The sequence below is a fragment of the Halomonas pelophila genome (assembly GCF_040196315.1).
In the GTDB taxonomy this organism is placed as follows: Bacteria; Pseudomonadota; Gammaproteobacteria; order Pseudomonadales; family Halomonadaceae; genus Halomonas; species Halomonas pelophila.
Window position 1 is genome coordinate 150,431 of sequence record NZ_JBEGCI010000009.1, and the last position, 24,015, is coordinate 174,445.

20 protein-coding genes are annotated in these 24,015 nt (G+C 68.5%); 2 read left to right on the forward strand and 18 right to left on the reverse strand.

Annotated elements, in window-relative coordinates; translation table 11 throughout:
* The first annotated feature begins 434 nt into the window (after positions 1-434).
* Positions 435-1,973, forward strand: coding sequence for an exopolyphosphatase (gene ppx / locus ABE957_RS11735; protein WP_349758878.1), 1,539 nt, complete (start codon positions 435-437; stop codon positions 1,971-1,973).
* Here the strand turns inward: ppx and tilS are convergent.
* The 18 genes from tilS to rpsB all read right to left on the reverse strand — a co-directional run bounded on the left by tilS (position 1,962) and on the right by rpsB (position 22,930).
* Entirely contained in the window at positions 1,962-3,257 is a 1,296-nt protein-coding gene (gene tilS, locus ABE957_RS11740; RefSeq protein WP_349758879.1) for a tRNA lysidine(34) synthetase TilS, read from the reverse strand. The genes ppx and tilS overlap by 12 nt on opposite strands.
* A 7-nt stretch (positions 3,258-3,264) precedes the next feature.
* A complete protein-coding gene (gene accA, locus ABE957_RS11745; RefSeq protein ID WP_349758880.1) occupies positions 3,265-4,218 on the reverse strand; it encodes an acetyl-CoA carboxylase carboxyl transferase subunit alpha in 954 nt (317 codons plus the stop codon).
* A gap of 261 nt (positions 4,219-4,479) precedes the next feature.
* The gene (dnaE, locus tag ABE957_RS11750; RefSeq protein WP_349758881.1) at positions 4,480-7,986 is read right to left on the reverse strand and encodes a DNA polymerase III subunit alpha; all 3,507 of its coding nucleotides are present in this window, start codon (positions 7,984-7,986) and stop codon (positions 4,480-4,482) included.
* A gap of 196 nt (positions 7,987-8,182) precedes the next feature.
* Entirely contained in the window at positions 8,183-8,794 is a 612-nt protein-coding gene (rnhB, locus tag ABE957_RS11755; RefSeq protein WP_349758882.1) for a ribonuclease HII, read from the reverse strand.
* A gap of 27 nt (positions 8,795-8,821) precedes the next feature.
* Positions 8,822-10,084, reverse strand: a complete 1,263-nt coding sequence (lpxB, locus tag ABE957_RS11760; protein WP_349758883.1) for a lipid-A-disaccharide synthase — start codon at positions 10,082-10,084, stop codon at positions 8,822-8,824.
* A gap of 13 nt (positions 10,085-10,097) precedes the next feature.
* Positions 10,098-10,865 carry an acyl-ACP--UDP-N-acetylglucosamine O-acyltransferase gene (gene lpxA, locus ABE957_RS11765; protein ID WP_349758884.1) on the reverse strand — a complete coding sequence of 256 codons (768 nt, stop codon included), beginning with the start codon at positions 10,863-10,865 and terminating at the stop codon, positions 10,098-10,100.
* Positions 10,862-11,305, reverse strand: coding sequence for a 3-hydroxyacyl-ACP dehydratase FabZ (fabZ, locus tag ABE957_RS11770; protein ID WP_349758885.1), 444 nt, complete (start codon positions 11,303-11,305; stop codon positions 10,862-10,864). Before fabZ ends, lpxA begins: the two co-directional genes overlap by 4 nt.
* Positions 11,306-11,412: 107 nt before the next feature.
* On the reverse strand, positions 11,413-12,450 hold the full coding sequence (lpxD, locus tag ABE957_RS11775) for a UDP-3-O-(3-hydroxymyristoyl)glucosamine N-acyltransferase (protein WP_349758886.1): 1,038 nt from the start codon (positions 12,448-12,450) through the stop codon (positions 11,413-11,415).
* A 30-nt stretch (positions 12,451-12,480) separates the two neighbouring features.
* The gene (locus ABE957_RS11780) at positions 12,481-12,987 is read right to left on the reverse strand and encodes an OmpH/Skp family outer membrane protein (protein ID WP_349758887.1); all 507 of its coding nucleotides are present in this window, start codon (positions 12,985-12,987) and stop codon (positions 12,481-12,483) included.
* A 29-nt stretch (positions 12,988-13,016) separates the two neighbouring features.
* The gene (bamA, locus tag ABE957_RS11785; protein WP_349758888.1) at positions 13,017-15,356 is read right to left on the reverse strand and encodes an outer membrane protein assembly factor BamA; all 2,340 of its coding nucleotides are present in this window, start codon (positions 15,354-15,356) and stop codon (positions 13,017-13,019) included.
* Between the two features lie 87 nt (positions 15,357-15,443).
* Entirely contained in the window at positions 15,444-16,802 is a 1,359-nt protein-coding gene (rseP, locus tag ABE957_RS11790) for a sigma E protease regulator RseP (protein WP_349758889.1), read from the reverse strand.
* A gap of 39 nt (positions 16,803-16,841) precedes the next feature.
* Complete coding sequence (gene ispC / locus ABE957_RS11795) at positions 16,842-18,020, reverse strand: 1-deoxy-D-xylulose-5-phosphate reductoisomerase (RefSeq protein ID WP_349758890.1); 1,179 nt, start codon at positions 18,018-18,020, stop codon at positions 16,842-16,844.
* The gene (locus ABE957_RS11800; protein WP_349758891.1) at positions 18,020-18,820 is read right to left on the reverse strand and encodes a phosphatidate cytidylyltransferase; all 801 of its coding nucleotides are present in this window, start codon (positions 18,818-18,820) and stop codon (positions 18,020-18,022) included. The genes ispC and ABE957_RS11800 overlap by 1 nt, the downstream gene beginning before the upstream one ends.
* 4 nt (positions 18,821-18,824) lie before the next feature.
* Positions 18,825-19,610 (reverse strand): polyprenyl diphosphate synthase, encoded by a 786-nt coding sequence (gene uppS, locus ABE957_RS11805; RefSeq protein WP_349758892.1) that lies wholly within the window; start codon positions 19,608-19,610, stop codon positions 18,825-18,827.
* A gap of 119 nt (positions 19,611-19,729) precedes the next feature.
* Positions 19,730-20,287: a ribosome recycling factor gene (frr, locus tag ABE957_RS11810; protein ID WP_349758909.1), complete on the reverse strand. Its 558-nt coding sequence runs from the start codon at positions 20,285-20,287 to the stop codon at positions 19,730-19,732.
* A 4-nt stretch (positions 20,288-20,291) separates the two neighbouring features.
* On the reverse strand, positions 20,292-21,059 hold the full coding sequence (gene pyrH / locus ABE957_RS11815; RefSeq protein ID WP_349758893.1) for a UMP kinase: 768 nt from the start codon (positions 21,057-21,059) through the stop codon (positions 20,292-20,294).
* A 116-nt stretch (positions 21,060-21,175) separates the two neighbouring features.
* Positions 21,176-22,045: a translation elongation factor Ts gene (gene tsf / locus ABE957_RS11820; RefSeq protein WP_349758894.1), complete on the reverse strand. Its 870-nt coding sequence runs from the start codon at positions 22,043-22,045 to the stop codon at positions 21,176-21,178.
* 138 nt (positions 22,046-22,183) lie between these two features.
* Entirely contained in the window at positions 22,184-22,930 is a 747-nt protein-coding gene (rpsB, locus tag ABE957_RS11825; RefSeq protein WP_138181418.1) for a 30S ribosomal protein S2, read from the reverse strand.
* 284 nt (positions 22,931-23,214) lie between these two features.
* Between rpsB and map the strand changes: the two genes are divergently transcribed.
* Positions 23,215-24,006 carry a type I methionyl aminopeptidase gene (gene map, locus ABE957_RS11830; RefSeq protein WP_349758895.1) on the forward strand — a complete coding sequence of 264 codons (792 nt, stop codon included), beginning with the start codon at positions 23,215-23,217 and terminating at the stop codon, positions 24,004-24,006.
* Positions 24,007-24,015 lie beyond the last annotated feature (9 nt).

Sequence of the window (24,015 nt, forward strand, 5' to 3'; positions counted from 1 at the left end):
TCGTGGAAGCCGGGCGGCAGTGCGCCGTGAGGAAAGACAGGAGGCGAGACGATGACGCCCTATGGATGCGTTCAGAGCCCGGACAGGCTACCTCTCGTCGTGAAGCATCGAATGGCCTGAGCGGGCAGCCGCCATCGAGAGGAGGTGCCGGGCCGATATCGGAAGCGAGGGAGCAGGTTCGTTTTCACCTGATCAGCGATGCCGGGCACGAGGCCGGGATCGCAGGCTGAAGCAGTGGGCTGTCTGACGACTTGGATACTGACCGCGACGGGAACGCCGTGAAACGGTCGTGAAGCATTCGGAACAGGCGAACGCCTCGATATTAGTCAAGGGCGCCAGCAAACGCAAGCCCTGCCGCCGCGGCCGTCGCGGGGCAATTGACAACGCCGGATGCCACCCGCAACCTCCTTTCCCATCACCCATCAGGACTCGCCATGACAGTGCCAACGGACCGGTTCTCCGCCACCGCGAGCGACCCCGCGACCGCCGCCGAGCCCCGCCGCCTCGCCGCCATCGACCTCGGCTCCAACAGCTTCCACCTGCTGGTCGCCAACTACCAGGACGATCGGCTGCAGGTGGTCGCCCGGCTCGGCGAGAAGGTACAGCTGGCCGCCGGGCTCGACGAGGACGGCGTGCTGCGCGAGGACGCCATGCGCCGGGCGCTGGACTGCCTGGCCCGCTTCGCACCCTTCCTCGAAGGCATCGCCCGCCGCGACCTGCGCATCGTCGGCACCAATGCCCTGCGCGATGCGCGCAACAGCCAGGCGCTGATCGAACGCGCCGAGGCCCTGCTGGGGAGCCGCATCGAGATCATCGCCGGCCGCGAGGAGGCGCGCCTGATCTATCTGGGCGCGGCCCATGCGGTGGCCGAGGATGGCCGCCGACTGATCGTCGACATCGGCGGCGGCTCCACGGAGTTCATCATCGGCGAGCACTTCGAGCCGCTGGCCCTGGAGAGCCTGCGGATGGGCTGCGTGACCTTCACTCGGCGCTTCTTCGACGGCGGCGAGATCAGCGACAAGCGCATGCGCCGCGCTGAGCTCGCCGCCCTCTCGGAGCTGGCCAACATCCGGCGGCCCTACCAGCGCCTGGGTTGGCAAGACCCCGTGGGCTCCAGCGGCACCATCAAGGCCGCCGCCGCGGTGATCGCGGCGGCCGGCCAGGGCCCCGAGGGAGTGATCACTCGCGAGGGGCTGGCGAACCTGCGCAAGCAGCTGATCAAGTGCAAGCAGCTGGACCGGGTCGACCTGCCCGGGCTCAAGGCCGACCGCTCGCGGATCTTCCCCGCGGGCATCGCGATCCTCGGCGCCATCTTCGAGGCCTTCGACCTCGAGCAGATGCGCTACGCCGACGGCGCCCTGCGCGAGGGCGTGCTCTACGACATGGCGGGCCGCCGCAGCCCCGAGGATTCACGGCTCAAGACCCTCGACGGCTTGGCCCGCAACTACCGGGTGGACGCACGCCAGGCGGAGCACGTGGCCACGACGGCCCTGGCGCTCTGCGAGCAGGTCCGCGAGGCCTGGGCGCTGGACGACGACGAAGTCCGTTTCCTCGACTGGGCGAGCCGGCTCCACGAGATCGGCCTGGCCATCTCCCACAGCCAGTTTCATCGCCACGGCGCCTACCTGCTGGAGCACTCCGACCTGGCCGGCTTCTCGCGCCCGGAGCAGCGACTGCTGGCCTTCCTGGTGCGCGCCCACCGGCGCAAGTTCCCGGTCAAGGAGTGGCAGGCGCTGCCCGCGAGCGAGCAGCGCTCCCACGCGCGGCTGGCCCGCCTGCTGCGCCTGGCCGTGCTGATCAACCACTCCCGTCCCGAACAGCCCCCCGAGGTGCCGCGACTCGACGCCGACGGCGAGGCGCTACATCTGACCCTCGCCATCGAGGAGGACCCGGCCCTGCTGCTCAACGACCTGGAGCAGGAGGTCGACTACCAGGCCGCCGCCGGCTTCTCGCTGACGCTGTCACGCGGCTGACCAGCCCTCGGCCACCAGCCGCCAGCCTGTCGACGGCGCCAGCACCGCCACCGCCTTCTCGCCTTGATGGACCACCAGCAGCCGCCCGCGCTCCCAGGGCGGCACGCCGAGCTCCTGCAGCAGCCGCTTGAGGTCGCGTCGCCCGCGACCGGCCAGCCGCAGGCGCTCGCCCCCCTGTCGCGGCATCACCCTCAGGCAGACCGAAGCGCCGTCGTCCCGACGCAGAGCCACGCGCCACGCGCCCCAGGGCGTGGCGAGGGGCGCCTGCCCGTCCCACGCCACCGACCACTCGTCCCGCCCATCGTCCGGCAGCAGGGGGTCGGCAGGGGGCAGCAGGTAGAGGTGACTCCGCCAGACGCGCGCCTCGGCCCCGGGCCAGGCCACCCGCACCTCGCCGTCCGGTCGGGCGTCGAGCTGATCGAGCAGCGACGCGAGGCGCCGGGCAGGCGGGGTCGCAAGGCTACGGCGCTGGCAGGCGTGGCGGATCAGCAGCCGACGGCGCGGCTCGGAGAGCGCATGAAGCCCCGCCACCGGCAGCCGGCCAGGCTCGCCGCCCAGGCGCTCGAGATCCAGCGCGGCGAGTTCGTCGAGCAGGCCATCGGCCTCGCCGGCCAGCGCCGCGCTGCGCGCGAGCGCCCGGGCAGCAGCCGGCCAGCGGGTCTCGAGCAGCGGCAGCACGGCATGGCGCAGGTAGTTGCGATCCAGGGTAGCGTCCTGGTTGGAGGGATCCTCCTCCCAGGCGAGCCCGCGGCGCCTCGCCTCGGCCTCGAGCGTGGCCCGCGACACGCCGAGCAGCGGACGCGCCAGGCGATGCCCGTGCCCTTCGCGGGCCAAGGGCATGCCGGCCAGGCCGCGCACCCCACTGCCGCGCAGGGCGGCGAGCAGCAGGGTCTCGGCCTGATCATCCGCGTGCTGAGCCAGCCACAGGGTCTCGCCCAGCGCCAGGCGCCGGGCGAAGGCGGCGTAGCGCGCCTCCCGGGCGGCGCCCTCCACGCCCTGCCCGCTGGAGAGATCGACGTCGACACGCTCGACCCAGAGCGGTACGCCGAGCCGCGAGGCGAGCCGGCGGCAGTGGCGCTCGAAGTCGTCGGCGGCGGCCTGCAGGCCGTGATGGATGTGCAGCGCACGCAGCGGGCGGGGATGGCGACGACAGGCCTGGGCTGCCAGGGTCAGTAGCAGGGAAGAGTCCAGGCCTCCCGACAGGGCGACCCAGACGCAACGCCCCGGCGGGGTCTCCGCCAGGGCGTCGTCGATCGAGGACTGCAGCGCGCCTTCCTCGCGCATCGCGGGCTTACACCGGCGCGCCGTAGCTCATCAGGCGCTGGTAGCGGCGCTCGAGCAGGCTCTCCGTGTCCATCGACTCGAGGCGATCGAGGCTCGCCAGCAGTGAGGCCTTGACGCGCTCGGCAGTGGTCACCGGATGACGATGGGCGCCGCCCAGCGGCTCCGCGATCAGGGTATCGACCAGGCCCAGCTCCTTGAGCCGCTCGGCAGTGATGCCCATGGCCTGGGCCGCGTCGGGGGCCTTCTCGGCGCTCTTCCACAGGATGGAGGCGCAGCCCTCGGGGGAGATCACCGAGTAGGTGGAGTACTGCAGCATGGCGAGCTCATCGCAGACCCCGATGGCGAGCGCCCCACCGGAGCCGCCCTCACCCACCACGGTGGCGAGAATCGGCGTCTTGAGCCGCGACATCACCGCCAGGTTGTAGGCGATGGCCTCGGACTGGCCGCGCTCCTCGGCGTCGATGCCGGGATAGGCGCCGGGGGTGTCGATGAAGGTCAGCACCGGCATCTTGAAGCGCTCGGCCATCTCCATCAGCCGGCACGCCTTGCGATAGCCCTCGGGGCGCGGCATGCCGAAGTTGCGGCGCACCTTCTCCTTCACGTCGCGGCCCTTCTGATGGCCGATGACCATCACCGGCTTGTCGTCCAGCCGCGCGACCCCGCCGACGATGGCGGCATCGTCGGCGAAGTGGCGATCGCCGTGGAGCTCGTCGAAGTCGGTGAAGACATGCTCCAGGTAGTCCAGGGTGTAGGGCCGCTGGGGATGCCGCGAGAGCTGGGAGACCTGCCAGGGAGAGAGGTCCTTGAAGATGGACTCGGTGAGCTTGCGGCTCTTCTCCTCGAGACGACCGATCTCGTCGCTGAGATTGACCTGGCTGTCGTTGCCGACCAGCCGCAGCTCCTCGATCTTGGCCTGGAGCTCGGCGATGGGCTGTTCGAAGTCGAGATAGTTGGGATTCATTGGCCGGTTGCCTTGTCGTGTTCCACCGGCCACCGCAACAGACGCGGCCGGCGCTTAAAAAGGAAAGTGGCTGGCATTATCGCACCCTCAACGCGCCACGCAAGGCGACAGGACCAGGGTGAGAGGCGCCGAGGATAGCTCGAAAGGGAGGTCCGAGGACCAGGGATGGCCGAGGTAGCGCCCAGGGAGGGGTTCACAGCGCCTCCCTGAAGGGCTATCGCCGGCAAAGCTTCGAATCCGACATCGGGCGTCGGCAGCACTTCAGCGGTACTTCAGCCGCACGCCGTTCTGCCCCTGCACCTCGCGCAGCCCGATGAGCAGCTCGTCGGAGGGCGTGACCCGCCACTGCTCGGCGAGCTCCAGCCAGCCAGAGGCCTCGGCGTTGCGGTACTTGAGGCGCACCGGCAGGCCCGCCTCGTCGCAGAAGGGCGCGAGGCTCGCGTGCAGGCTGTCGACCAGGCGACCGTTGAGGCGCTCGCCGTCCAGGGAGAGCTCCACCGCCTGGGCGAAGCGGCTGCGCGCCTCGACCATGGGAGTGACCTCCTTGCCGCGCAGGCGCAGTCCGCCGGAGTAGTCGTCACTGGAGACCTCGCCCTCGACGATCATCACCTGATCGGCCTCGAGCCGGCCGCGCAGCTGATCGAAGAGCTCGCCGAACAGCGACGCCTCGATGCGCCCGGTGCGATCGTCCAGGGTGATGAAGGCCATGGTATCGCCGCGCTTGGACTTCATGGTGCGCACGCCGACCACCAGGCCGGCCACCCGCTGGGGCTCACGCGACGGCTTGAGGTCGCTGATGCGGGTGGAGACGAAGCGCGCGAGCTCCTGCTCATACTCGTCGATGGGATGGCCGGTGAGGTAGAGCCCCAGGGTGTCCTTCTCGCCGGCCAGGCGTTCCTTGTCGCTCCACTCCCGGGCCTGGCGATAGTCGCCGTAGGCGTCCTGTTGCTCCTCGTCCGGCGCGGCGAAGGCCTCGCCGAACATATCCATCATGCCGAGGTTCTGATTGGTCTGGTTCTGGGCCGCGGCCTTGAGGGCATCCTCCAGCGCCGCGGTGAGCACCGCGCGGCTCGGCCCCAGGGTATCGAGCGCCCCGGAGCGGATCAGCGCCTCCAGGGTGCGCTTGTTCATGCGTTTCGGATCGACCCGACGGCAGAAGTCGAAGAGGTCCGCGAAGGGGCCGCCCGCCTCGCGGGCCTCGACAATGGCACCGATCGGGCCCTCGCCGACGCCGCGGATCGCCCCCAGGCCGTAGACCACCCGCGCCTGCTCATCGACGGTGAACTTGTAGCCGCCGACGTTGACGTCGGGCGGGGTCACCGTGAGCCCCAGGTGGCGACACTCCTCGATCAGCGGTACCACCTTGTCGAGATTGTCCATCTCGGTGGACATCACCGCGGCCATGAAGGGCCCGGGGTAGTGCGCCTTGAGCCAGGCGGTCTGGTAGGAGACCAGCGCATAGGCCGCCGAGTGCGACTTGTTGAAGCCGTAGCCGGCGAACTTCTCCACCAGGTCGAAGATGTTGCCGGCAAGATCCTTGTCGATGCCGTTGTTCGCGCAACCCTCCATGAAGCCGGCGCGCTGCTTGGCCATCTCCTCGGGCTTCTTCTTGCCCATGGCGCGGCGCAGCATGTCGGCCTGGCCCAGGCTGTAGCCGGCCATCACCTGGGCGATCTGCATCACCTGCTCCTGGTAGAGGATGATGCCGTAGGTGGGCCCGAGCACCGGCTTCAGGAGCTCATGCTGGTAGTCCGGGTGAGGATAGGAGATCTCCGCCCGGCCGTGCTTGCGGTTGATGAAGTCGTCAACCATGCCCGACTGCAGCGGGCCGGGGCGGAACAGCGCCACCAGGGCGATCATGTCCTCCAGCGAATCGGGCAGCAGGCGCTTGATCAGTTCCTTCATGCCGCGGGATTCGAGCTGGAAGACCGCCGTGGTCTCGGCCTTCTTGAGCATCTCGAAGGTCGGGGCGTCGTCCAGCGGGATGGTGTCGATGTTCAGTGCGCCCTGCCCCTCGACGGCGCGCACCTTGTCGACCATCTCCAGCGCCCAGTCGATGATGGTCAGGGTGCGCAGGCCCAGGAAGTCGAACTTGACCAGGCCCGCGTCCTCGATGTCGTTCTTGTCGAACTGCACCACCAGGCCGTTGCCCTCTTCGTCGCAGAGCAGCGGTGAGAAGTCGGTGAGCTTGGTCGGCGCGATCACCACGCCGCCAGCGTGCTTGCCGGTGCCCCGGGTGATGCCCTCGAGCTTCTTCGCCATCTCCCAGATCTCGGCGGCCTCCTCGTCGGCCTCGAGGTACTCCTTGAGCGCCGGCTCCGCCTCAATGGCCTTGGCCAGTGTCATGCCGACCTCGAAGGGGATCAGCTTGGAGAGCTTGTCGCCCAGCGAGTAGGGCTTGCCCTGAGCGCGGGCCACGTCGCGCACCACCGCCTTGGCGGCCATGGTGCCGAAGGTGACGATCTGCGAGACGGCGTCGCGGCCGTAGCGGTCGGCCACGTAGTCGATGACCCGGTCGCGCTTCTCCATGCAGAAGTCGACGTCGAAGTCGGGCATCGAGACCCGCTCGGGATTCAAGAAGCGCTCGAACAGCAGGTCATAGCCGATGGGGTCGAGGTCGGTGATCTTCTGCGCGTAGGCCACCAGCGAGCCGGCACCGGAGCCGCGCCCCGGGCCCACCGGGACGTCGTTGTCCTTGGCCCACTGGATGAAGTCCATCACGATCAGGAAGTAGCCGGGAAAGCCCATCTGAATGATGATGTTGAGCTCGAAGTCTAGGCGCTCGCGGTAGCGGGCATCGATCTCGGCGTACTCCTGGCCGTCCCGCGGGTAACGCTCGGCCGGGAAGAGGAAGTCCAGGCGCTCGGTGAGGCCGTCGTGGGAGACCTTGCGGAAGAACTCGTCCTGGGTCATCCCCTCGGGGATCTCGAACTCGGGCAGGAAGATCTCGCCCAGGCGCACGTCGACGTTGCAGCGCGCGGCAATCATCACGCTGTTCTCGATCGCCTCGGGGATGTCGACGAACAGCTCGGCCATCTCCTCGGGGCTCTTGAGGTACTGCTCCTCGGTGTAGCGCCGCTCGCGACGCTTGTCGTCCAGCGCCTTGCCCTCGCCGATGGAGACCCGGGTCTCGTGGGCCCAGAAGTCCTCGCGCTCGAGGAAGCGCACGTCGTTGGTGGCCACCACCGGGGTGCCGGTCTCGATGGCGAGCTCCACCGAGAGGTGCACGCACTCCTCTTCCAGGGAGCGACCGGTGCGGGTCAACTCCAGGTAGAAGCGCCCCGGGAAGGCGGCGTTCCACTCCTCGAGCAGCTCGCGCGCCTCGTCGGGGTGGTCGCTCAGCAGATGGCGCCCCACCTCCCCTTCCCGGCCGCCGGAGAGCGCGATCAACCCCGCGCTCTGCTCCAGCACCCAGGCCTTGTCGAGCAGCGCCTGGCCCTGGCGCTGGCCGTGCATCCAGCCCCGAGAGATCAGCTCGGTGAGGTTGCGATAGCCGGTGTTGTCCATGGCCAGCAGGGTCAGGCGATAGGGGTGCGCCTCATCGTGGGGATTGGCCAGCCACAGGTCGCTGCCGATGATCGGCTTGAGCCCGGCGCCCTGGGCGCCCGTGTAGAACTTTACCAGGCCGAAGAGATTCGCCTCGTCGGTCAGCGTCACGGCCGGCAGGCCCTGGGCCACGGCGGCCTTGATCAGCGGCTTGAGACGTACCAGGCCGTCGACCAGGGAAAATTCGCTGTGCACGCGGAGATGAACGAAGGGTGCGGTCATGACGGACTCGTTGCTTGGCAGTGAAGGGGCGACGGCAAAACGGAAGCTCGCCGTCGGGGCACGCGCGACATGCATCCGGCGGCAGACCTGCGAGGAGGCGCTGTGAACCCATACTGGGCGCTACTTTTGCCATCCCTGGCAAAAGACCTCCTCTTCGGCCTGCCCCCGATGCCCCTCGATAAGAGGGAATAATTCGTTAAAGCAGCGCCAGCTGGCGCTTTACCGGGCCGAAGGAGCGGCGGTGCTCGGGCAGCGGCCCCAGGCGCTCCAGGGCGGCCAGGTGCTCGCGGGTCGGGTAGCCCTTGTGGCGGGCGAAGCCGTACTCGGGGTGACGGGCATCGAGGGCCACCATGCCGGCGTCGCGCTCGACCTTGGCCAGTATCGAGGCGGCGGCGATGGCCGGATGGCGGGCATCGCCCTTGACCACGGCCTGGCCGGGGACATGATGCCCGGGCAGGCGATTGCCGTCCACCAGCAGGTATTCGGCCTCCGGCACCAGGGCGTCGATGGCGCGCCGCATGGCCAGATGAGTCGCGTGAAAGACGTTGAGCGCATCGACCTCGGCGGCGCTGGCCTCGGCCACGGCGAAGGCAAGCGCCCGCTCGCGGATCTCGCGGTCCAGCGCCTCGCGCCGACGTGCCGTGAGCGCCTTGGAGTCGTTCAGCCCCTCGATGGGCCGGGCGGGATCGAGGATCACCGCCGCGGCGACCACCGGGCCGATCAGCGGACCGCGGCCGACCTCGTCGACCCCGGCCAGCCGGTCGCCAGCGTAGTCGACCGAGAGCGGCGGCAGCGTCTTGCCCTTCATGAACAGTCCTTCATCGCATGCTCTTCATCAGGAGCCCTCGGCGATCGCGACCTCGCCCGCCTCGGGGGCCACGCTCGCCGGCAGGGCACGCCCCGCCACCAGCGCCTCGATGGCCTCGCTGGCGCGACGGCTGGCGTCGCGCTGCAGGGTCGCATGCATCGCGGCGAAGCGTCCCTCCAGGGCCTGGCGACCCGCCTCGTCGTCGAGCATTGCCCCGAGCCGGTCGGCGATGACTTCCGGGCTCGCCGCCTCCTGGATCAGCTCCGGCACCAAGGTCTCCCGGGCGATCAGGTTGGGCAGCGAGATCCACTCGGTGTTGACCAGCCGCTTGGCCAGCCAGTGGGTCGCCGGCGCCATCTTGTAGGCGACCAGCATCGCCCGGTGGCAGAGCATCGCCTCCAGCGCCGCGGTGCCGGAGGCGAGCAGCACGGCATCAGAGGCCACCATGGCCTCCCGCGACCGGCCGTCGATCAGGGTCACGCGCCCCGCGAGGGAGGGACGCATCGCCAGCAGCGCCTCGAGCTCGCTGCGCCGCGCCGGCGTGGCGGCCGGGATCACCACCGACAGCGCCGGGCGCTCGCGGCACAGGTGCTCGACGGCATCGAGGAAGGTCTCACCCAGAAAGCGGATCTCGTTGGCGCGCGAGCCGGGCAGTACCGCCAGCAGCGGCCCCTTCTCCCCCCCATCGTGCATCACCTGGCCTTGCGTTTCCTCGTCCTGCGCTCCCTCGTCCCGCGATAGACCGAGCGCCTGGCGAGCCGCCTCGCGGTCGTTGACCAGCGGCAGCTCGTCGGCCAGCGGGTGGCCGACGAAGGCCACCGGCACCCGGTGGCGCGCATAGAAGGCCGCCTCGAAGGGCAGGAAGGTGAGCATGGCATCCACGGAGCGGGCGATGCCCTTGACGCGTCCCTGGCGCCAGGCCCACACGGAGGGGCTGACGTAGTGGGCGGTGGTGAGGCCGGCCTCGCGCAGCTGCCGCTCGAGGCCGAGATTGAAGTCCGGGGCGTCGATGCCGACCATGATGTCCGGCCGCCAGGCCAGGGCATCGCGCTTCAGCGCCCGGCGCACCTTCACCAGCCCCGGCAGGTGCTTGAGCACCTCGACGAGGCCCATCACCGAGAGCGTCTCCAGGGGATAGCGGGATTCGATGCCCTCCGCGATCATCCGCGGGCCGCCGATGCCGCGAAACTCGACGCTCGGATGGCGCGCCTTGAGCGCGCGCATCAGGCCGGCGCCGAGGATGTCGCCGGAGAGCTCGCCGGCGACGAGATAGACGCGACGCACCGTCATGATCGCGCCTCCCTCAGCGGATGATGCCGCGGGTCGAGGCCTCGATGGAGGCGGCGAAGGTCTCGGTCTCGGGCAGCGCGTAGCTCGCGCGGATCTGCGCGAGCGCCTGGTCGGTGGTCAGCCCCTGGCGATAGACCAGCTTGTAGGCCTCGCTCAGGCCGCGGATGGCCTCCTTGGAGAAGCCACGCCGCCGCAGCCCGACCAGGTTGAGGCCGTGGACCTGAGCCGGATTGCCGTTGATCATCACATAGGCCGGGGTGTCCTTGGTGATGATCGAGCCGCCGCCGGCCATGGCGTGATCGCCGAAGTGGCAGAACTGATGGACCGCCGAGAGCCCACCGAGGATGACGGAGTCGCCCAGCCGGACGTGGCCGGCCAGGGTCACCTGGTTGGCGAAAATGCCGTCGTTGCCGATCACGCAGTCGTGGCCGACGTGGACGTAGGCCATGAAGAGGTTGCGCGAGCCGATGACGGTCTCGCCGCGATCCTGGACGGTGCCGCGGTGCAGGGTGACGCCCTCGCGGATGACGTTGTCGTCGCCCATTACCAGGCGGGTCGGCTCGCCGGCATACTTCTTGTCCTGGCAATCCTCGCCCACCGAGGCGAACTGGAAGATGCGAGTGCGCGCGCCCAGCACGGTGGGTCCCTTGATCACCACATGGGGGCCGATGCGGCTGCCGGGCCCGATCTCGACATCGGCCCCGATCACCGTGAAGGGGCCGACCTCGACATCATCGGCCAGGCGCGCCGCGGGATCGATGAGGGCGGTGGGGTGTATCAAGCGACCTTCCTCTCGGCACAGGTGATGTCGGCCTCGCAGGCCAGCTCGCCGCCCACGGTGGCGCGGCAGATGAACTTCCAGATGCCGCGCTTGGTGCGCTCGACCCGGGCCTCGAGCACCAGCTGGTCGCCGGGCATCACCGGGCGCTTGAAGCGCACGTTGTCGCTGGCGACGAGGTAGTAGACGTAGCCGTCGGCGGGCAGCTTGTTGACGGTCTTGAAGCCGAGGATGCCGCAGGCCTGGGCCAGGGCCTCGACCACCAGCACACCGGGCATGATCGGGTGATGCGGGAAGTGGCCGTTGAAGAAGGGCTCATTGATGCTGACATTCTTGTAGGCAACGATGGATTCTCCCAGCGTGATCTCCGTGACCCGATCCACCAGCAGGAAAGGATAGCGGTGGGGCAGATACTCACGAATCTCGTTGATGTCCATTACCATCGTAGCAACCTCTGAAATGACAGGATGCCCTTCCCGGGGAGGGGCACGGCCGGCGCTCGGGCGCCGGCGAAGACAGGCGGGGGATTATACCGCCCTATGATCGGGCCTCAACCGCTGCGACCGACCTTCTCGAGCCGTGACAGGCGACGGGCGATGTCGTCGAGCTGCTTGAAGCGCACCGCGTTGCGACGCCACTGGGCGTTGTCCATGGCGCCGGTGCCCGAGGAGTAGATGCCAGGCTCGAGGAGCGAATTGGTCACCAGGCTCATGCCGGTGACCTGCACGCCGTCGGCGATGGTCAGATGGCCGGAGAGCCCGACGCCGCCGCCCAGCATGCAGTGCTTGCCCACCCGGGTGGAGCCAGCGATGCCCACGCAGCCGGCCAGGGCGCTGTGATCGCCGATCTGCACGTTGTGGGCGATCTGCACCTGGCTGTCGATCTTCACGTCGTCGCCGATCACGGTGTCGCCGAGCGCCCCGCGGTCGATGCTCGAACAGCTGCCGATCTCGACGTCATCGCCCAGCACCACGCCGCCCAGCTGGGCGATCTTGTGCCAGCGCCCGCCGTCGTGGGCGAAGCCGAAGCCGTCGCCGCCGATCACACAGCCGCTGTGAAGGATGGCGCGCTGGCCGATCACCACCCCATGGCAGACCGTGACGTTGGCGTGCAGGCGCGAGCCGGCGCCGATGCGCGAATCCGCGCCCACCACGCTGCCCGGGCCGATGACGACGTCGTCGTCAAGCGTGACCCCTTCCTCGATCACCGCCTGGGGGCCGATGGCCACGTTCTCGCCCAGGCGAACGTCATCGGCGACCACCGCCGTGGGATGAGTGCCGGACGGCGTGCGACCGACCAGGGGATCGAAGAGGCGCGACAGCTCGGCATAGCCGAGGTAAGGGTTGTCCAGCTCCAGGCACGCCACCGGGCAGGCCTCGCCGTGAGCGGGCGCCAGCAGCACCGCGGCGGCACGCGTCTCGGGCAGGTCCTTGAGGTAGGCGCGGTTGGCGAGGAAGGCCACCTGGTCCGGCGTGGCATCGCGCAGCGTGGCCAGGCCACTCACCCGCCGCTCGCCGTCGCCCTTGAGGCGGGCTCCCAGGCGCGTGGCGATCTCGGCCAGTGTGAGGGTTCGGGCGTCTTGATTCATGGGGACTCACTGTCGTGTGGGGACGGCCGGCTAGTAGAGGGCGTTGAGGCGCTCGGTGACCTCGCCGGTCAGGTCCTGCAGATCCTGGTCGGCATGCAGCACGCCGTTGGGATCCACCAGCACCGCGACGCCATGGCGATCGATGACCTGCCGGACCGCCTGATCCAGCTTGGGCTCGGCCTCCTGGAGGAAGCCCTGCTCGGCCTGCTGACGCGCCTGGCCGATCTCCCGGCGTAGCACCTCGAAGCGCTGGCCCTTGCGCTGGAAGTCCTGGAGGGTGGTGCGCCGCTCGGTCTCGGTCATGCTCTCGCCCGAGGCCTGCAGGCGCTGCTGCATCTGCTGGAGCTCCTCGCCCAGGACCTTCGCCTCCTGCTGCCGATCGGCGAGGCGATCGCGCAGCGCGTTCATGGTGCGCTCGGCGGCATCGGTCTCCATCAGCGCGGCGCGCCAGTCGAGCACGGCCACCTCATCGGCCTGCGCCGGCAGGGTGGTGGCGACCAGCAGGCCGAGGCAGAAGGCGGCAGGGAGCGTGCGCATGCGGCGAAATTCCTCGGGACGGGGCCGGATCAGAAGGTCTGACCCAGCGAGAATTGGAAGAACTGGGTATCGTCCCCGTCCTTGTCGTTGAGCGGCTCGGCGACGCTGAAGGTCAGCGGGCCCACCGGCGTCAGCCAGGAGAGCCCGAGGCCGGCGCTGTAGCGCAGCTCACCCAGGTCCACACCCGAGCTGCAAGACGAGCTGAACGTATCAGGGACCTCGTAGCAGTCGGTGAGGAAGGTGTTGCCGGCATCCACGAACAGCGAGGCCTGCAGCGAGCGCTGGTCCTCGACGAAGGGCATTGGGAAGAGCACCTCGGCGCTGCCCTCCACCAGGACGTTGCCGCCCAGGGTCCGGTCGCTGCCCGCGGCACGCGCGGTGGTGGCCGGCCCTAGGGTGTTGCCGGTGAAGCCGCGCACCGACCCGAGGCCGCCGGAGAAGAAGTTCTCGTAGAACGGATAGGGGTCGTTGCCGACGGTGTCGGCGTAGCCCAGCTCGCCGCTGAACTTCAGCCCCCAGGTCTGCTCCTCGTTGAACGGAAGGATCTGGCGGGCCCGGGCGCGCAGCTTGTAGTACTCGGCATCGCTGCCCGGCACCGCCGTCTCGAGCGACAGCCGCTGGTAGTTGCCGGCGGTCGGCATGATGCCGCGGTTGAGGTTGTTGCGGGTCCAGCTGGCCGAGAGCTTCAGGCTCTGCGCATCGCTGCCTTGATCCTCTTCATACTGGATGATCTCGGCCGGCGTATCGCGATAGGTCTTCAGCGTCAGGTCCTCGACGCTGGCGCCGAAGTTCAGTCGCGTCAGCTCGTTGATCGGATAGCCGAAGTTGATCCCCCCACCGAAAGAGTCGGTGGAGTAGGTCGAGATGTCGGAATCCTCGTAGTCGGTCTCGCGGTAGAAGAGGTTATAGCCGCGCGAGATGCCGTCGAGGGTCCAGTAGGGATCGGTGAAGCCGAAGTTGAGGCTGGTATAGGTGTCGCTGCGCTGGGCGCCGATGTTGACGCGGTTACCGGTGCCCAGGAAGTTGTTCTGGGAGAGTGAGGCGCCGTAGATCACCCCGGCGCTCTGCGAGAAGCCGATGCTCGCCGAGATCGAGCCCGAGGGCTGCTCTTCCACCGTGTAGGTGACGTCGAGCTTGTCGGGCTGGCCGGCCACGGGCCGCGTCTCGACGTCGACCTGCTTGAAGAAGCCCAGGCGCTCGAGGCGCTGTTTCGAGCGGCTGATCGACTCGGTGGAGGCCGGCGCGCCCTCCATCTGGATCATCTCGCGGCGCAGCACCTCGTCCTGGGTGGTGGTGTTGCCGGTGAACTCGATGCGCCGCACGTAGGCGCGCTCGCCGGGCTCGACCCGAAAGACCAGGTCCACGGTGTCGCCGGCGGCGGCGACCTCGGGAATGCCATCGACGTTGGCGAAGGCGAAGCCCTCGGCGCCGAGGCGCGAGCGCAGGGCCTCGGAGGAGGCGGTGACGTCGCTGCGCGAGAAGATCTCGCCGCTCTCGACCTCGAGAAGCTCCCGGGCCTCGCGCTCGGCGATGCGCAGATCGCCGGAGAAGCGGATGTCGCCGAGGCGATACTGCCGGCCCTCGTCGATGTTCACGGTGACGAAGATCTTCGACTTGTCGGGGCTGATCGAGACCTGGGAGGACTCGATATTGAAGTTCACGTAGCCGCGATCCAGGTAGAAGGAGCGCAGCCGCTCCAGGTCGCCGGCCAGGGCCTCGCGGGAGTACTCGTCGCTCGAGAACCAGCCGAAGAACCAGCCTGGGGAGTCCTCGAGCTCGAAGAGCTCTCGCAGGCGCTCGTCAGCGTAGTCGCGATTGCCGACGATGTTGATCTGGCGGATCTTGGCGACCGCGCCCTCGTCGATGTCGATGTTGACCTGGACCTGCCCCTCGCCCACCTCCTCGACGGAGGTCTCGATGCGAGCGCTGTAGCGACCCTGGGACTGGTAGACGCCCTCCAGCTCGCGCTGGATCTCCTCGAGGGTCGAGAGCTGCAGGACCTGGCCCTCGTTGAGGCCGGCCTGCTTGAGGCCGTTGCGCAGGTCCTCATCGGGAATCTGGCTGTTGCCCTCGATATTGAGACGCGCGAGCGTCGGCCGCTCGACCACCTGGATGATCAGCACGTCACCCTCACGGGCCAGGCTCACGTCCTCGAACAGGCCGGTGGCGAAGAGCTCGCGGGCCGCCTCGGCCAGCTCGCGCTCGTCGACCCGATCGCGGGCACTGACGGGGAAGGCGTTGAACACGGAGGCGGGAGAGACCCGCTGCAGTCCTTCCACCCTGATGTCGGAAACGTCAAAGGGATCCGCCAGTGCCGTCTGGGCACCGGCAAGCAGCAGCGCCGCCAGTCCGATGGTCTTGATTTTCATGCAATCGATTCGCTCGCGTTGGTCTGCCGTCCGGTCCAGACAGGCACCTTATACATTTGTCATGGCCACTGACAAGCCGACGCCCGGCTACCAGAGCCGCATCAGGTCGAAATACAGCGCCATCAGCATCAGGGTGCCGACCAGGGCCAGGCCGATGCGTAACCCCACCGCCTGAGCCTGCTCGGAGACCGGTCGGCCGCGCACCACCTCGACGAAGTAATAGAGCAGGTGGCCACCGTCGAGCACCGGGATCGGCAGCAGGTTCAGCACCCCCAGGCTGATCGAGAGGTAGGCCAGGAAGCTGACGAAACTCTCGAGGCCGCTGCGCGCCGAATCGCCGGCGATACGGGCGATGGTGATCGGGCCGGAGAGGTTCGACGGCGAGATCAGCCCCACCACCATCTTGCGGATGGCGCCCAGGGTCAGCACCGTCATCTCGCCGGTGCGCGACAGCGACTCGCCGACGGCGGCCAGCGGCCCGTAGCGGATCTCGCGGCGATACTCCTCGGGCCAGGAGACGGGCTCGGCGCCGGCGCCGATGTAGCCGATGGCCTCCCCCGCCTCCTGCGGGCGACGCCGGGGCGTGAGGGAGAGCGTGCGCCGCTCGCCGTCGCGGCGCACCGCGACCTCGAGGATCTCGCCGGGGTTTTCGCGAACGCGCTCGACGAAGGCCATCCAGTCGGCCACCGGCTCGCCGTTCACCGCCACCACCTCGTCTCCGGCCCGCAGGCCGGCCTCGGCGGCAGCCTCCCCCTCGACCACCTGGCCCAGCACCGCCGGGATCTCGGGGCGCCAGGGCGTCACGCCCAAGGTATCCAGCGGGCGCGGCGGATCCTGGCGTACCAGCCACTCCTCGACCGGCAGGCGGTAGGTCCGGGGAACGGCGGTGGCGTCGTCACGCGCCGCCACCGTGAGCGCGCCGCTCTCGCCGATGGCCGACACCAGCTTGAGGTTGATCTCCTCCCAGGAGCGCACCGCCGCGCCCTGCACCGCGGTGATCTCCTGGCCCGGCGTGAGCCCACCTTGGCTCGCCGGGGAGTCGGGCGCCACGCTGCCGACCACCGGCGCCACCGTAGTGGTGCCCGCCACGAACAGCGCCCAGTAGGCGACGATGGCCAGCAGGAAGTTGGCCAGGGGGCCGGCGGAGACCACCGCGATGCGCTGCCAGACGGTCTTGTTGTTGAAGGCGAGATGCCGCTCGGCGGGGTCGACGGGGCCCTCGCGCTCGTCGAGCATCTTCACGTAGCCGCCCAGCGGGATGGCGGCCACCGCGAACTCGGTGCCGTGGCGATCCCGGCGCGACCACAGCGGCTTGCCGAAGCCCACCGAGAAGCGCAGCACCTTGACGCCGCAGCGCCGCGCCACCCAGAAGTGGCCGAACTCGTGAAAGGTGATCAACAGGCCGAGCACCACGATGACGGCCAACACGTTCTGGATCAGGCCCACGGCAGTCTCCTTGCAGTCAACAGCGTCATGGCGCGCGCCTCATTGCCGCGCCAGCCAGTCATGCGCCGCCTGCCGGGCGAGGGCATCGGCCGCGAGGACGGTCTCGAGATCCCGGGCGGCCTCGACCGGGCGCGCATCACGCACCCGCGCCACCAGTTCGCCGATGCCGGTGAAGCCAAGGCGGCCGTCGAGGAAGGCCTCCACCGCCACCTCATTGGCGGCGTTGAGCACCGCCGGCGCCGTCCCCCCGACCGCCATGGCCTCGCGGGCCAGGCGCAGGCAGGGGAAGGCGGTTTCATCGGCGGGCTCGAAGTCGAGCCGCGCGATCTGGAACAGATCCAGCGCCTCGACGCCGGCCTCGATGCGCTCCGGCCAGGCCAGCCCGTAGGCAATCGGCGTGCGCATGTCCGGATTGCCCAGCTGGGCGATCACCGAGCCGTCGCTGTAGGCCGCCATCGAGTGGATCACACTCTGCGGATGCACCACCACCTGCACCTGATCGGGGCGGGCATCGAAGAGCCAGCACGCTTCGATCAGCTCGAGCCCCTTGTTCATCAGGCTGGCGCTGTCCACCGAGATCTTGCGCCCCATGGACCAGTTGGGATGGGCACAGGCCTGGTCCGGGGTCACGGCGACGAGGTCGGCCGCCGTCCAGCCGCGAAAGGGGCCGCCCGAGGCGGTCAGCAGCAGCTGGGTCACGCCGTGACGCGCGAGGCCGCCGCGATGCTCGACGGGTAGACACTGGTAGATGGCATTATGTTCGGAATCGATGGGCAGCAGGGTGGCGTCGTGGCGCGCCACCGCGTCCATGAACAGCGCCCCGGACATCACCAGGGCCTCCTTGTTGGCCAGCAGCACGCGCTTGCCGGCACGTACGGCGGCGAGCGTCGGCAGCAGGCCGGCGGCGCCGACGATAGCCGCCATCACGGTGTCCACCTCGTCGGCTTCGGCGACTTCGACCAGGGCGTCGACGCCGGCACGCACCTCGGTGGCCAGGCCCGCCTCGCCCAGGCGCGCGCGCAGCCAGGCGGCGTCGCCCTCGGCGTCGAGCACGGCCAGCGCCGGCCGGTGAACCCGGCACTGGGCCAGCAGCGCCTCCCGGGAGCGATGGGCGGTCAGCGCGTGCACCCGGTAGCGCTCCGGATGGCGGGCCAGCACCTCAAGGGTGCTGGTGCCGATGGAGCCGGTCGCACCCAGCACGGTCACCCGGCGCGGCATCACAGTACCCCTCCCTGCAGCAGCGCGAACAGCGGCACCGCCGCGGTCAGGCTGTCGACCCGGTCGAGCACCCCGCCGTGGCCCGGCAAGAGCCGGCTGGAGTCCTTGATGCCGCGATGACGCTTGAGCATGCTCTCGAGCAGGTCGCCCAGCACCGAGGCCAGGGTCACCACCAGGGTCGCGCCCAACAGTGCCAGGCCGGCCGCGAGGCCGAGGCCCTGCCAGACGGCGAAGACGATCGCCAACACGGCGGTGACCGCGAGCCCCCCGGCCACGCCCTCGCGGGTCTTGCCGGGGCTGACGGCGGGCGCCAGCTTATGCTTGCCGTAGGCCTTGCCGACGAAGTAGGCACCGATATCGGCGCCCCACACCAGCAGCAGCACGAAGAGCAGCCAGACAGCGCCGCTCTCGCGCAGCACGTTGAAGCCGACCCAGGTCGGCAGCAGCACCCAGAGCCCCATGGCCAGGCGCATGCCGGTCGATTGCCACTGCGCCAGGCGGCCGGGATAGCCAGTCACCCAGTAGAGGTTGACCAGCCAGCCCAGCGCGCCGAGCCACAGCGGCCAGGTGGCCCAGGCCACGCCGGTGGACCAGCACAGCGCGATCAGCACGGCGAGGCCCGCCACCGGCCAAAGGCGGCGCCCCGGCGCGGCGATGCCGGCGAGGTTGGCCCACTCCCAGGCGCCGAGCAGCACGATGGCCGCGGTGAAGAGGCCGAAGCCCGCACCGTCGAGGCCGAACAGGCCGAACAGGGCCAGGGGGGCCAGCCAGGCCGCAGTGATGATGCGTTGTCTGAGCACGTGGTTACTCCCCCTGCTGCGCCTCGAGCTGCTCATCGGTCATGCCGAAGCGCCGCTGGCGACCCTGGTAATCGGCCAGGGCACGATCGAAGGCCTCGCCGTCGAAGTCCGGCCACAGCACGGGCGTGAAATGGAGCTCGGCGTAGGCCATCTGCCAGAGCAGGAAGTTGGAGATGCGCTGCTCGCCGCTGGTGCGGATGCACAGGTCCACCGGCGCATCGCCGGCCAGGCTCACCGCCTCGTCCATGGCCTGCTCGTCGATCGCCTCGGGGGCGAGTTCACCGGCGGCGACCCGCTCGGCCAGGCGACGCGCGGCGCAGGCGATGTCCCAGCGCCCGCCGTAGTTCGCCGCGATCACCAGGTGCAGGCCGGTGTTGTCGCGGGTCAGCGCCTCGGCGCTCTCGATGTGCTTCTGGATCGAGGCGGAGAAGCCGCCGCGATCGCCGATCACCGAGAGGCGAATGCCGTGGCGATGCAGCTTCTTCACCTCGCGCTGGAGCGCCATCAGGAAGAGCTCCATCAGGGCATTGACCTCACTGGCGGGGCGCTTCCAGTTCTCGCTGGAGAAGGCGAACAGGGTGAGGGTCTCGATGCCGCGCTCGGCGGCGCGGCGAATGACGGCACGCACCGCCTCGACCCCGGCATGGTGGCCGCGGATGCCGGACAGGCCGCGCGCCTTCGCCCAGCGGTTGTTGCCGTCCATGATGATCGCGATATGGCGCGGCAGCGGGGCCTGGGAGGTGGCGGGGTCGGAAGCGGCCGCGCCGCGGGGGGACTGCGGTGACGTCATGATGTCTCGCATGGCGGGTAAGAGCATGAAGGTCGGCGAGCCGCGAACCAGGGGCTCGCGGCTCGCCGAGGGGGCGATCCGTCGCCGGCGGCGCCGTTCGCCGGCGCCGCCCGCCGTCCTCAGACCTGCATCAGGTCGTGTTCCTTGGACTCCAGCGCCTTGTCGATCTCGGCGACGATGCTGTCGGTCAGCTTCTGGATCGCCTCCTCGCCCTGGTGCTGCTCGTCCTCGGTGATGTCCTTGTCCTTGAGCAGCGACTTGAAGTCGCCGTTGGCATCGCGGCGCACGTTGCGCACCGCCACGCGGGCGTGCTCGGCTTCCTGCCGCGCCTGCTTGATGTAGCCCTTGCGGGTCTCCTCGGTCAGCATCGGCATCGGCACGCGGATCACGTTGCCGGCGCTCGCCGGGTTGAGACCCAGATCGGAGGTCATGATGGCCTTCTCGATCTTCGGCACCATGCTCTGCTCCCAGGGCACCACGGTCAGGGTGCGGGCGTCCTCGACGTTGACCGAGGCCACCTGGTTGAGCGGCATCTGACTGCCGTAGTACTCGACGGTCACCGCATCCAGGATACTGGGATGCGCCCGACCGGTACGGATCTTGTTGAAGTTGGAATGAAGGGCCTCGAGGCTCTTCTTCATGCGGCTTTCCGCATCCTTCTTGATGTCGTCGATCACTGTCTCACCCTCTGTCAATCAGCGTGCCTTCCTTGCCACCCACCACCAGGTTCAGCAGGGCGCCCGGCTTGTTCATGTTGAAGACCCGCACCGGCATGTCATGGTCCCGCACCAGGCAGATAGCGGTCAAATCCATCACACCGAGCTTCTGGTCGAGCGCATCATCATAGGACAGCTGCTCGTACTTGACCGCATCGGCGTGCTTGACGGGATCCTTGTCGTAGACCCCATCCACCTTGGTGGCCTTGACCACCACGTCGGCGTCGATCTCGATGCCGCGCAGGCAGGCCGCGGAATCGGTGGTGAAGAAGGGGTTACCGGTGCCGGCCGAGAACATCACCACGTCGCCGGAGGTCAGGTAGCGGATGGCGGTGCGGCGGTCGTAATGCTCCACCACGCCGCTCATGGGAATCGCCGACATCACCCGCGAACGGATGTTGGAGCGCTCCAGGGCATCACGCATGGCCAGGGCGTTCATCACCGTGGCCAGCATGCCCATGTGGTCGCCGGTGACGCGATCCATGCCCGCCTCGTGCAGGGCCGCACCGCGGAACAGGTTGCCGCCGCCGACCACGATGCCGACCTGGACGCCGATCCCCACCAGCTGGCCGATCTCCAGCGCCAGGCGATCCAGCACCTTGGGGTCGATGCCGAAGTCGGCATCTCCGGTGAGGGCCTCACCGGACAGCTTGAGCAGGATACGCTTGTACTTGGACACCTCGGAACGGGATTTCTCGGGCTTGACGGGGGCGGGTTGATCGGCGCTGGTCATGGGATGTCTCCGGGATTCTCGACGCATGGGACCTGGTGTGGTGGCCGGATCTACCGGCCGGATACGCGATGGCGTGCGCTCGCGCGCACGCCATCGTCACTCTGGAACCTGCGACCTTAGCTGCGCTTGGCCTGTTCCATGACTTCTGCGGCGAAGTCGACCTCTTCCTTCTCGATGCCCTCGCCCACTTCGAAGCGGGTGAAGCCGATCACTTCGCCACCGGCGGCCTTGGCGAACTCGGCCACGGTCTGGTCGGGATTCTTGACGAAGGCCTGCTCGGTCAGGCTGTTCTCGGCCAGGTACTTCTTGAGGCGGCCCTGGACCATCTTCTCGGCGATCTGCTCGGGCTTGCCGGCCATGTCCGGCTGGGCCAGGATGATCGCCTTCTCGGCGTCCAGCTGCTCCTGAGGCATGTCCTCGGGATGCGCCACGGTCGGGTTGATGGCGGCGACGTGCATGGCGACGTCACGGGCCGTCTCGGCATTGCCGCCCTTGAGTACGGTCAGTACGCCGATGCGGCCACCGTGGACGTACTCGCCCACCAGTTTGCCGTCGCCGGCCTCGACCACGACGCAGCGACGCACGCTGATGTTCTCGCCGATCTTCTGCACCAACTGCTCGCGAACGGTCTCGAGCTCACCGTCCATCACGGCGGCCACGTCCTCGCTCTTGGCGGCGAAGAAGGCGGCGGCGATCTTCTCGGCGAAGGCCGTGAAGTTCTCGTCGCGGGCGACGAAATCGGTCTCGGAGTTGATCTCGACCATCACGCCGTAGCTGCCGTCCTCGGCCACACGGGTGACCACGGCGCCTTCGGCGGCGGTGCGGCCGGCCTTCTTGGCGGCCTTGAGGCCGGAGTTCTTGCGCAGGTTATCGATCGCCTGCTCGATGTCACCATCGGTCTCGGTGAGTGCCTTCTTGCACTCCATCATGCCGAGCCCGGTACGCTCGCGCAGTTCCTTGACCTGGGAGGCGCTGATAGCTGCCATGGTAGTGTCCTCTGAATGGTTCGACCTGGGGGTAATAGCGGGGAAGAAGAGAGAAAAGGGGGCCTGGGCCCCCTTGCGCCTGTCCGGCGAGCCGTCGCCGAAGCGACGGCAGACGGGCCGGCCCAGGCGGGCCGACGATCACTCGGCGGCGGCGTCGCTCTGGCTCTCTTCGGCTTCGGTCACCTCGACGAACTCGTCGGGACGACCTTCCTTCGCACGGGCGCAGGCGTCGGCGACGGCCTTGACGTAGATCTGGATGGCGCGGATGGAGTCATCGTTGCCCGGGATCACGTAGTCAACGCCATCGGGGTTGGAGTTGGTGTCCACCACGCCGATGACCGGGATACCCAGCTTGTTCGCCTCGTTGATGGCGATGCGCTCGTGATCGACGTCGATCACGAACAGGGCATCGGGCAGGCCGCCCATTTCCTTGATGCCGCCCACGGACCGCTCGAGCTTGTCCTGCTCGCGGGTCGCCATCAGCACTTCCTTCTTGGTCAACTTCTCGAAGGTGCCGTCCTCGTGCATGGCCTCGAGTTCGCGCAGGCGCTTGATGGACACGCGGATGGTCTTGTAGTTCGTCAGCATGCCGCCGAGCCAGCGGTGGTTGACGAACGGCTGACCAACGCGGTTAGCCTCTTCCTTGATGATCTTGCTCGCGCTGCGCTTGGTGCCGACGAACATGATCTTGTTGTTGGCCGCTGCCATCTTCTCGACCACATCGATGGCCTCGTTGAGGGCCGGCAGAGTGTGCTCGAGGTTGATGATGTGAATCTTGTTGCGGGCGCCGAAGATGAACTTGGACATCTTCGGGTTCCAGTACTTGGTCTGGTGACCGAAGTGAGCACCTGCTTTGAGCAGGTCACGCATGTTGACGTGTGCCATGGATGACTCCTGGAAAATCGGGTTAGGCCTCCACGCACCCCATGGATCCGACCGCCGGGATGAACCGACAGCACCCGGGACCATGTGACGGTGCATGTGTGTTTTCAAGGCATTGCATTGATTGACGCGCTCCCTCGTGCCTCGCCGAGGTGCCGAAGGATCGACAGGGGCTCCGCGATTGCAGGAAAGCGCGCAGCTTTATACCATGGATGACCTCCGAGATGAAGTCGCCCGTTACCCGTCCCCGCCGTTTTCCGGGCGGCCCCACCCTGATTCGAGATTCCATGAACGTACCCATCAAGACGCCCGACGAGATCGAGAAGATGCGCGAAGCCGGCCGGCAGGCCGCCAGCGTGTTCGAGATGATCATCCCGCACGTGAAGGCCGGCGTGAGCACCGGCGAGCTCGATCGGCGCTGCCACGACTTCATCGTCGACGAGCTCGGCTCGACCCCGGCGCCGCTGAACTATCACGGCTTCCCCAAGTCGATCTGCACCTCGATCAACCACGTGGTCTGCCACGGCATCCCGGATGACGCCAAGAAGCTGAAGAAAGGCGACATCATGAACATCGACATCACCGTGAAGACCGCCGACGGCTATCACGGCGACACGAGCATGATGTTCATCGTCGGCGAGAGCATCCAGGGCGAGCGCCTGTGCCGCGTCACCCAGGAGTGCCTCTACCGCAGCATGGCCCTGGTGCGCCCGGGCGCGCGCCTCTCCGAACTGGCCCGCGCCATCCAGTCCCACGCCGAGGAGAACGGCTACTCGGTGGTGCGCGACTTCTGCGGCCACGGCATCGGCGCCGGCTTCCACGAGGATCCCCAGATCCTGCACTACGACGGCTACGCCCCCGAGGCCGATATCGCCCTCGAGGAAGGCATGTGCTTCACCATCGAGCCGATGATCAACGTCGGCAGCCACCAGACCAAGGTGCTGCGCGACGGCTGGACGGCCGTGACCAAGGACAAGGGCCTCACCGCCCAGTGGGAGCACACGCTGCTGGTCACCGCGACGGGGGTGGAGGTGCTGACCGCCCGTGGCGACGAAGACCTCTCCTTCCTCGACCGCTGAGTCGACGCC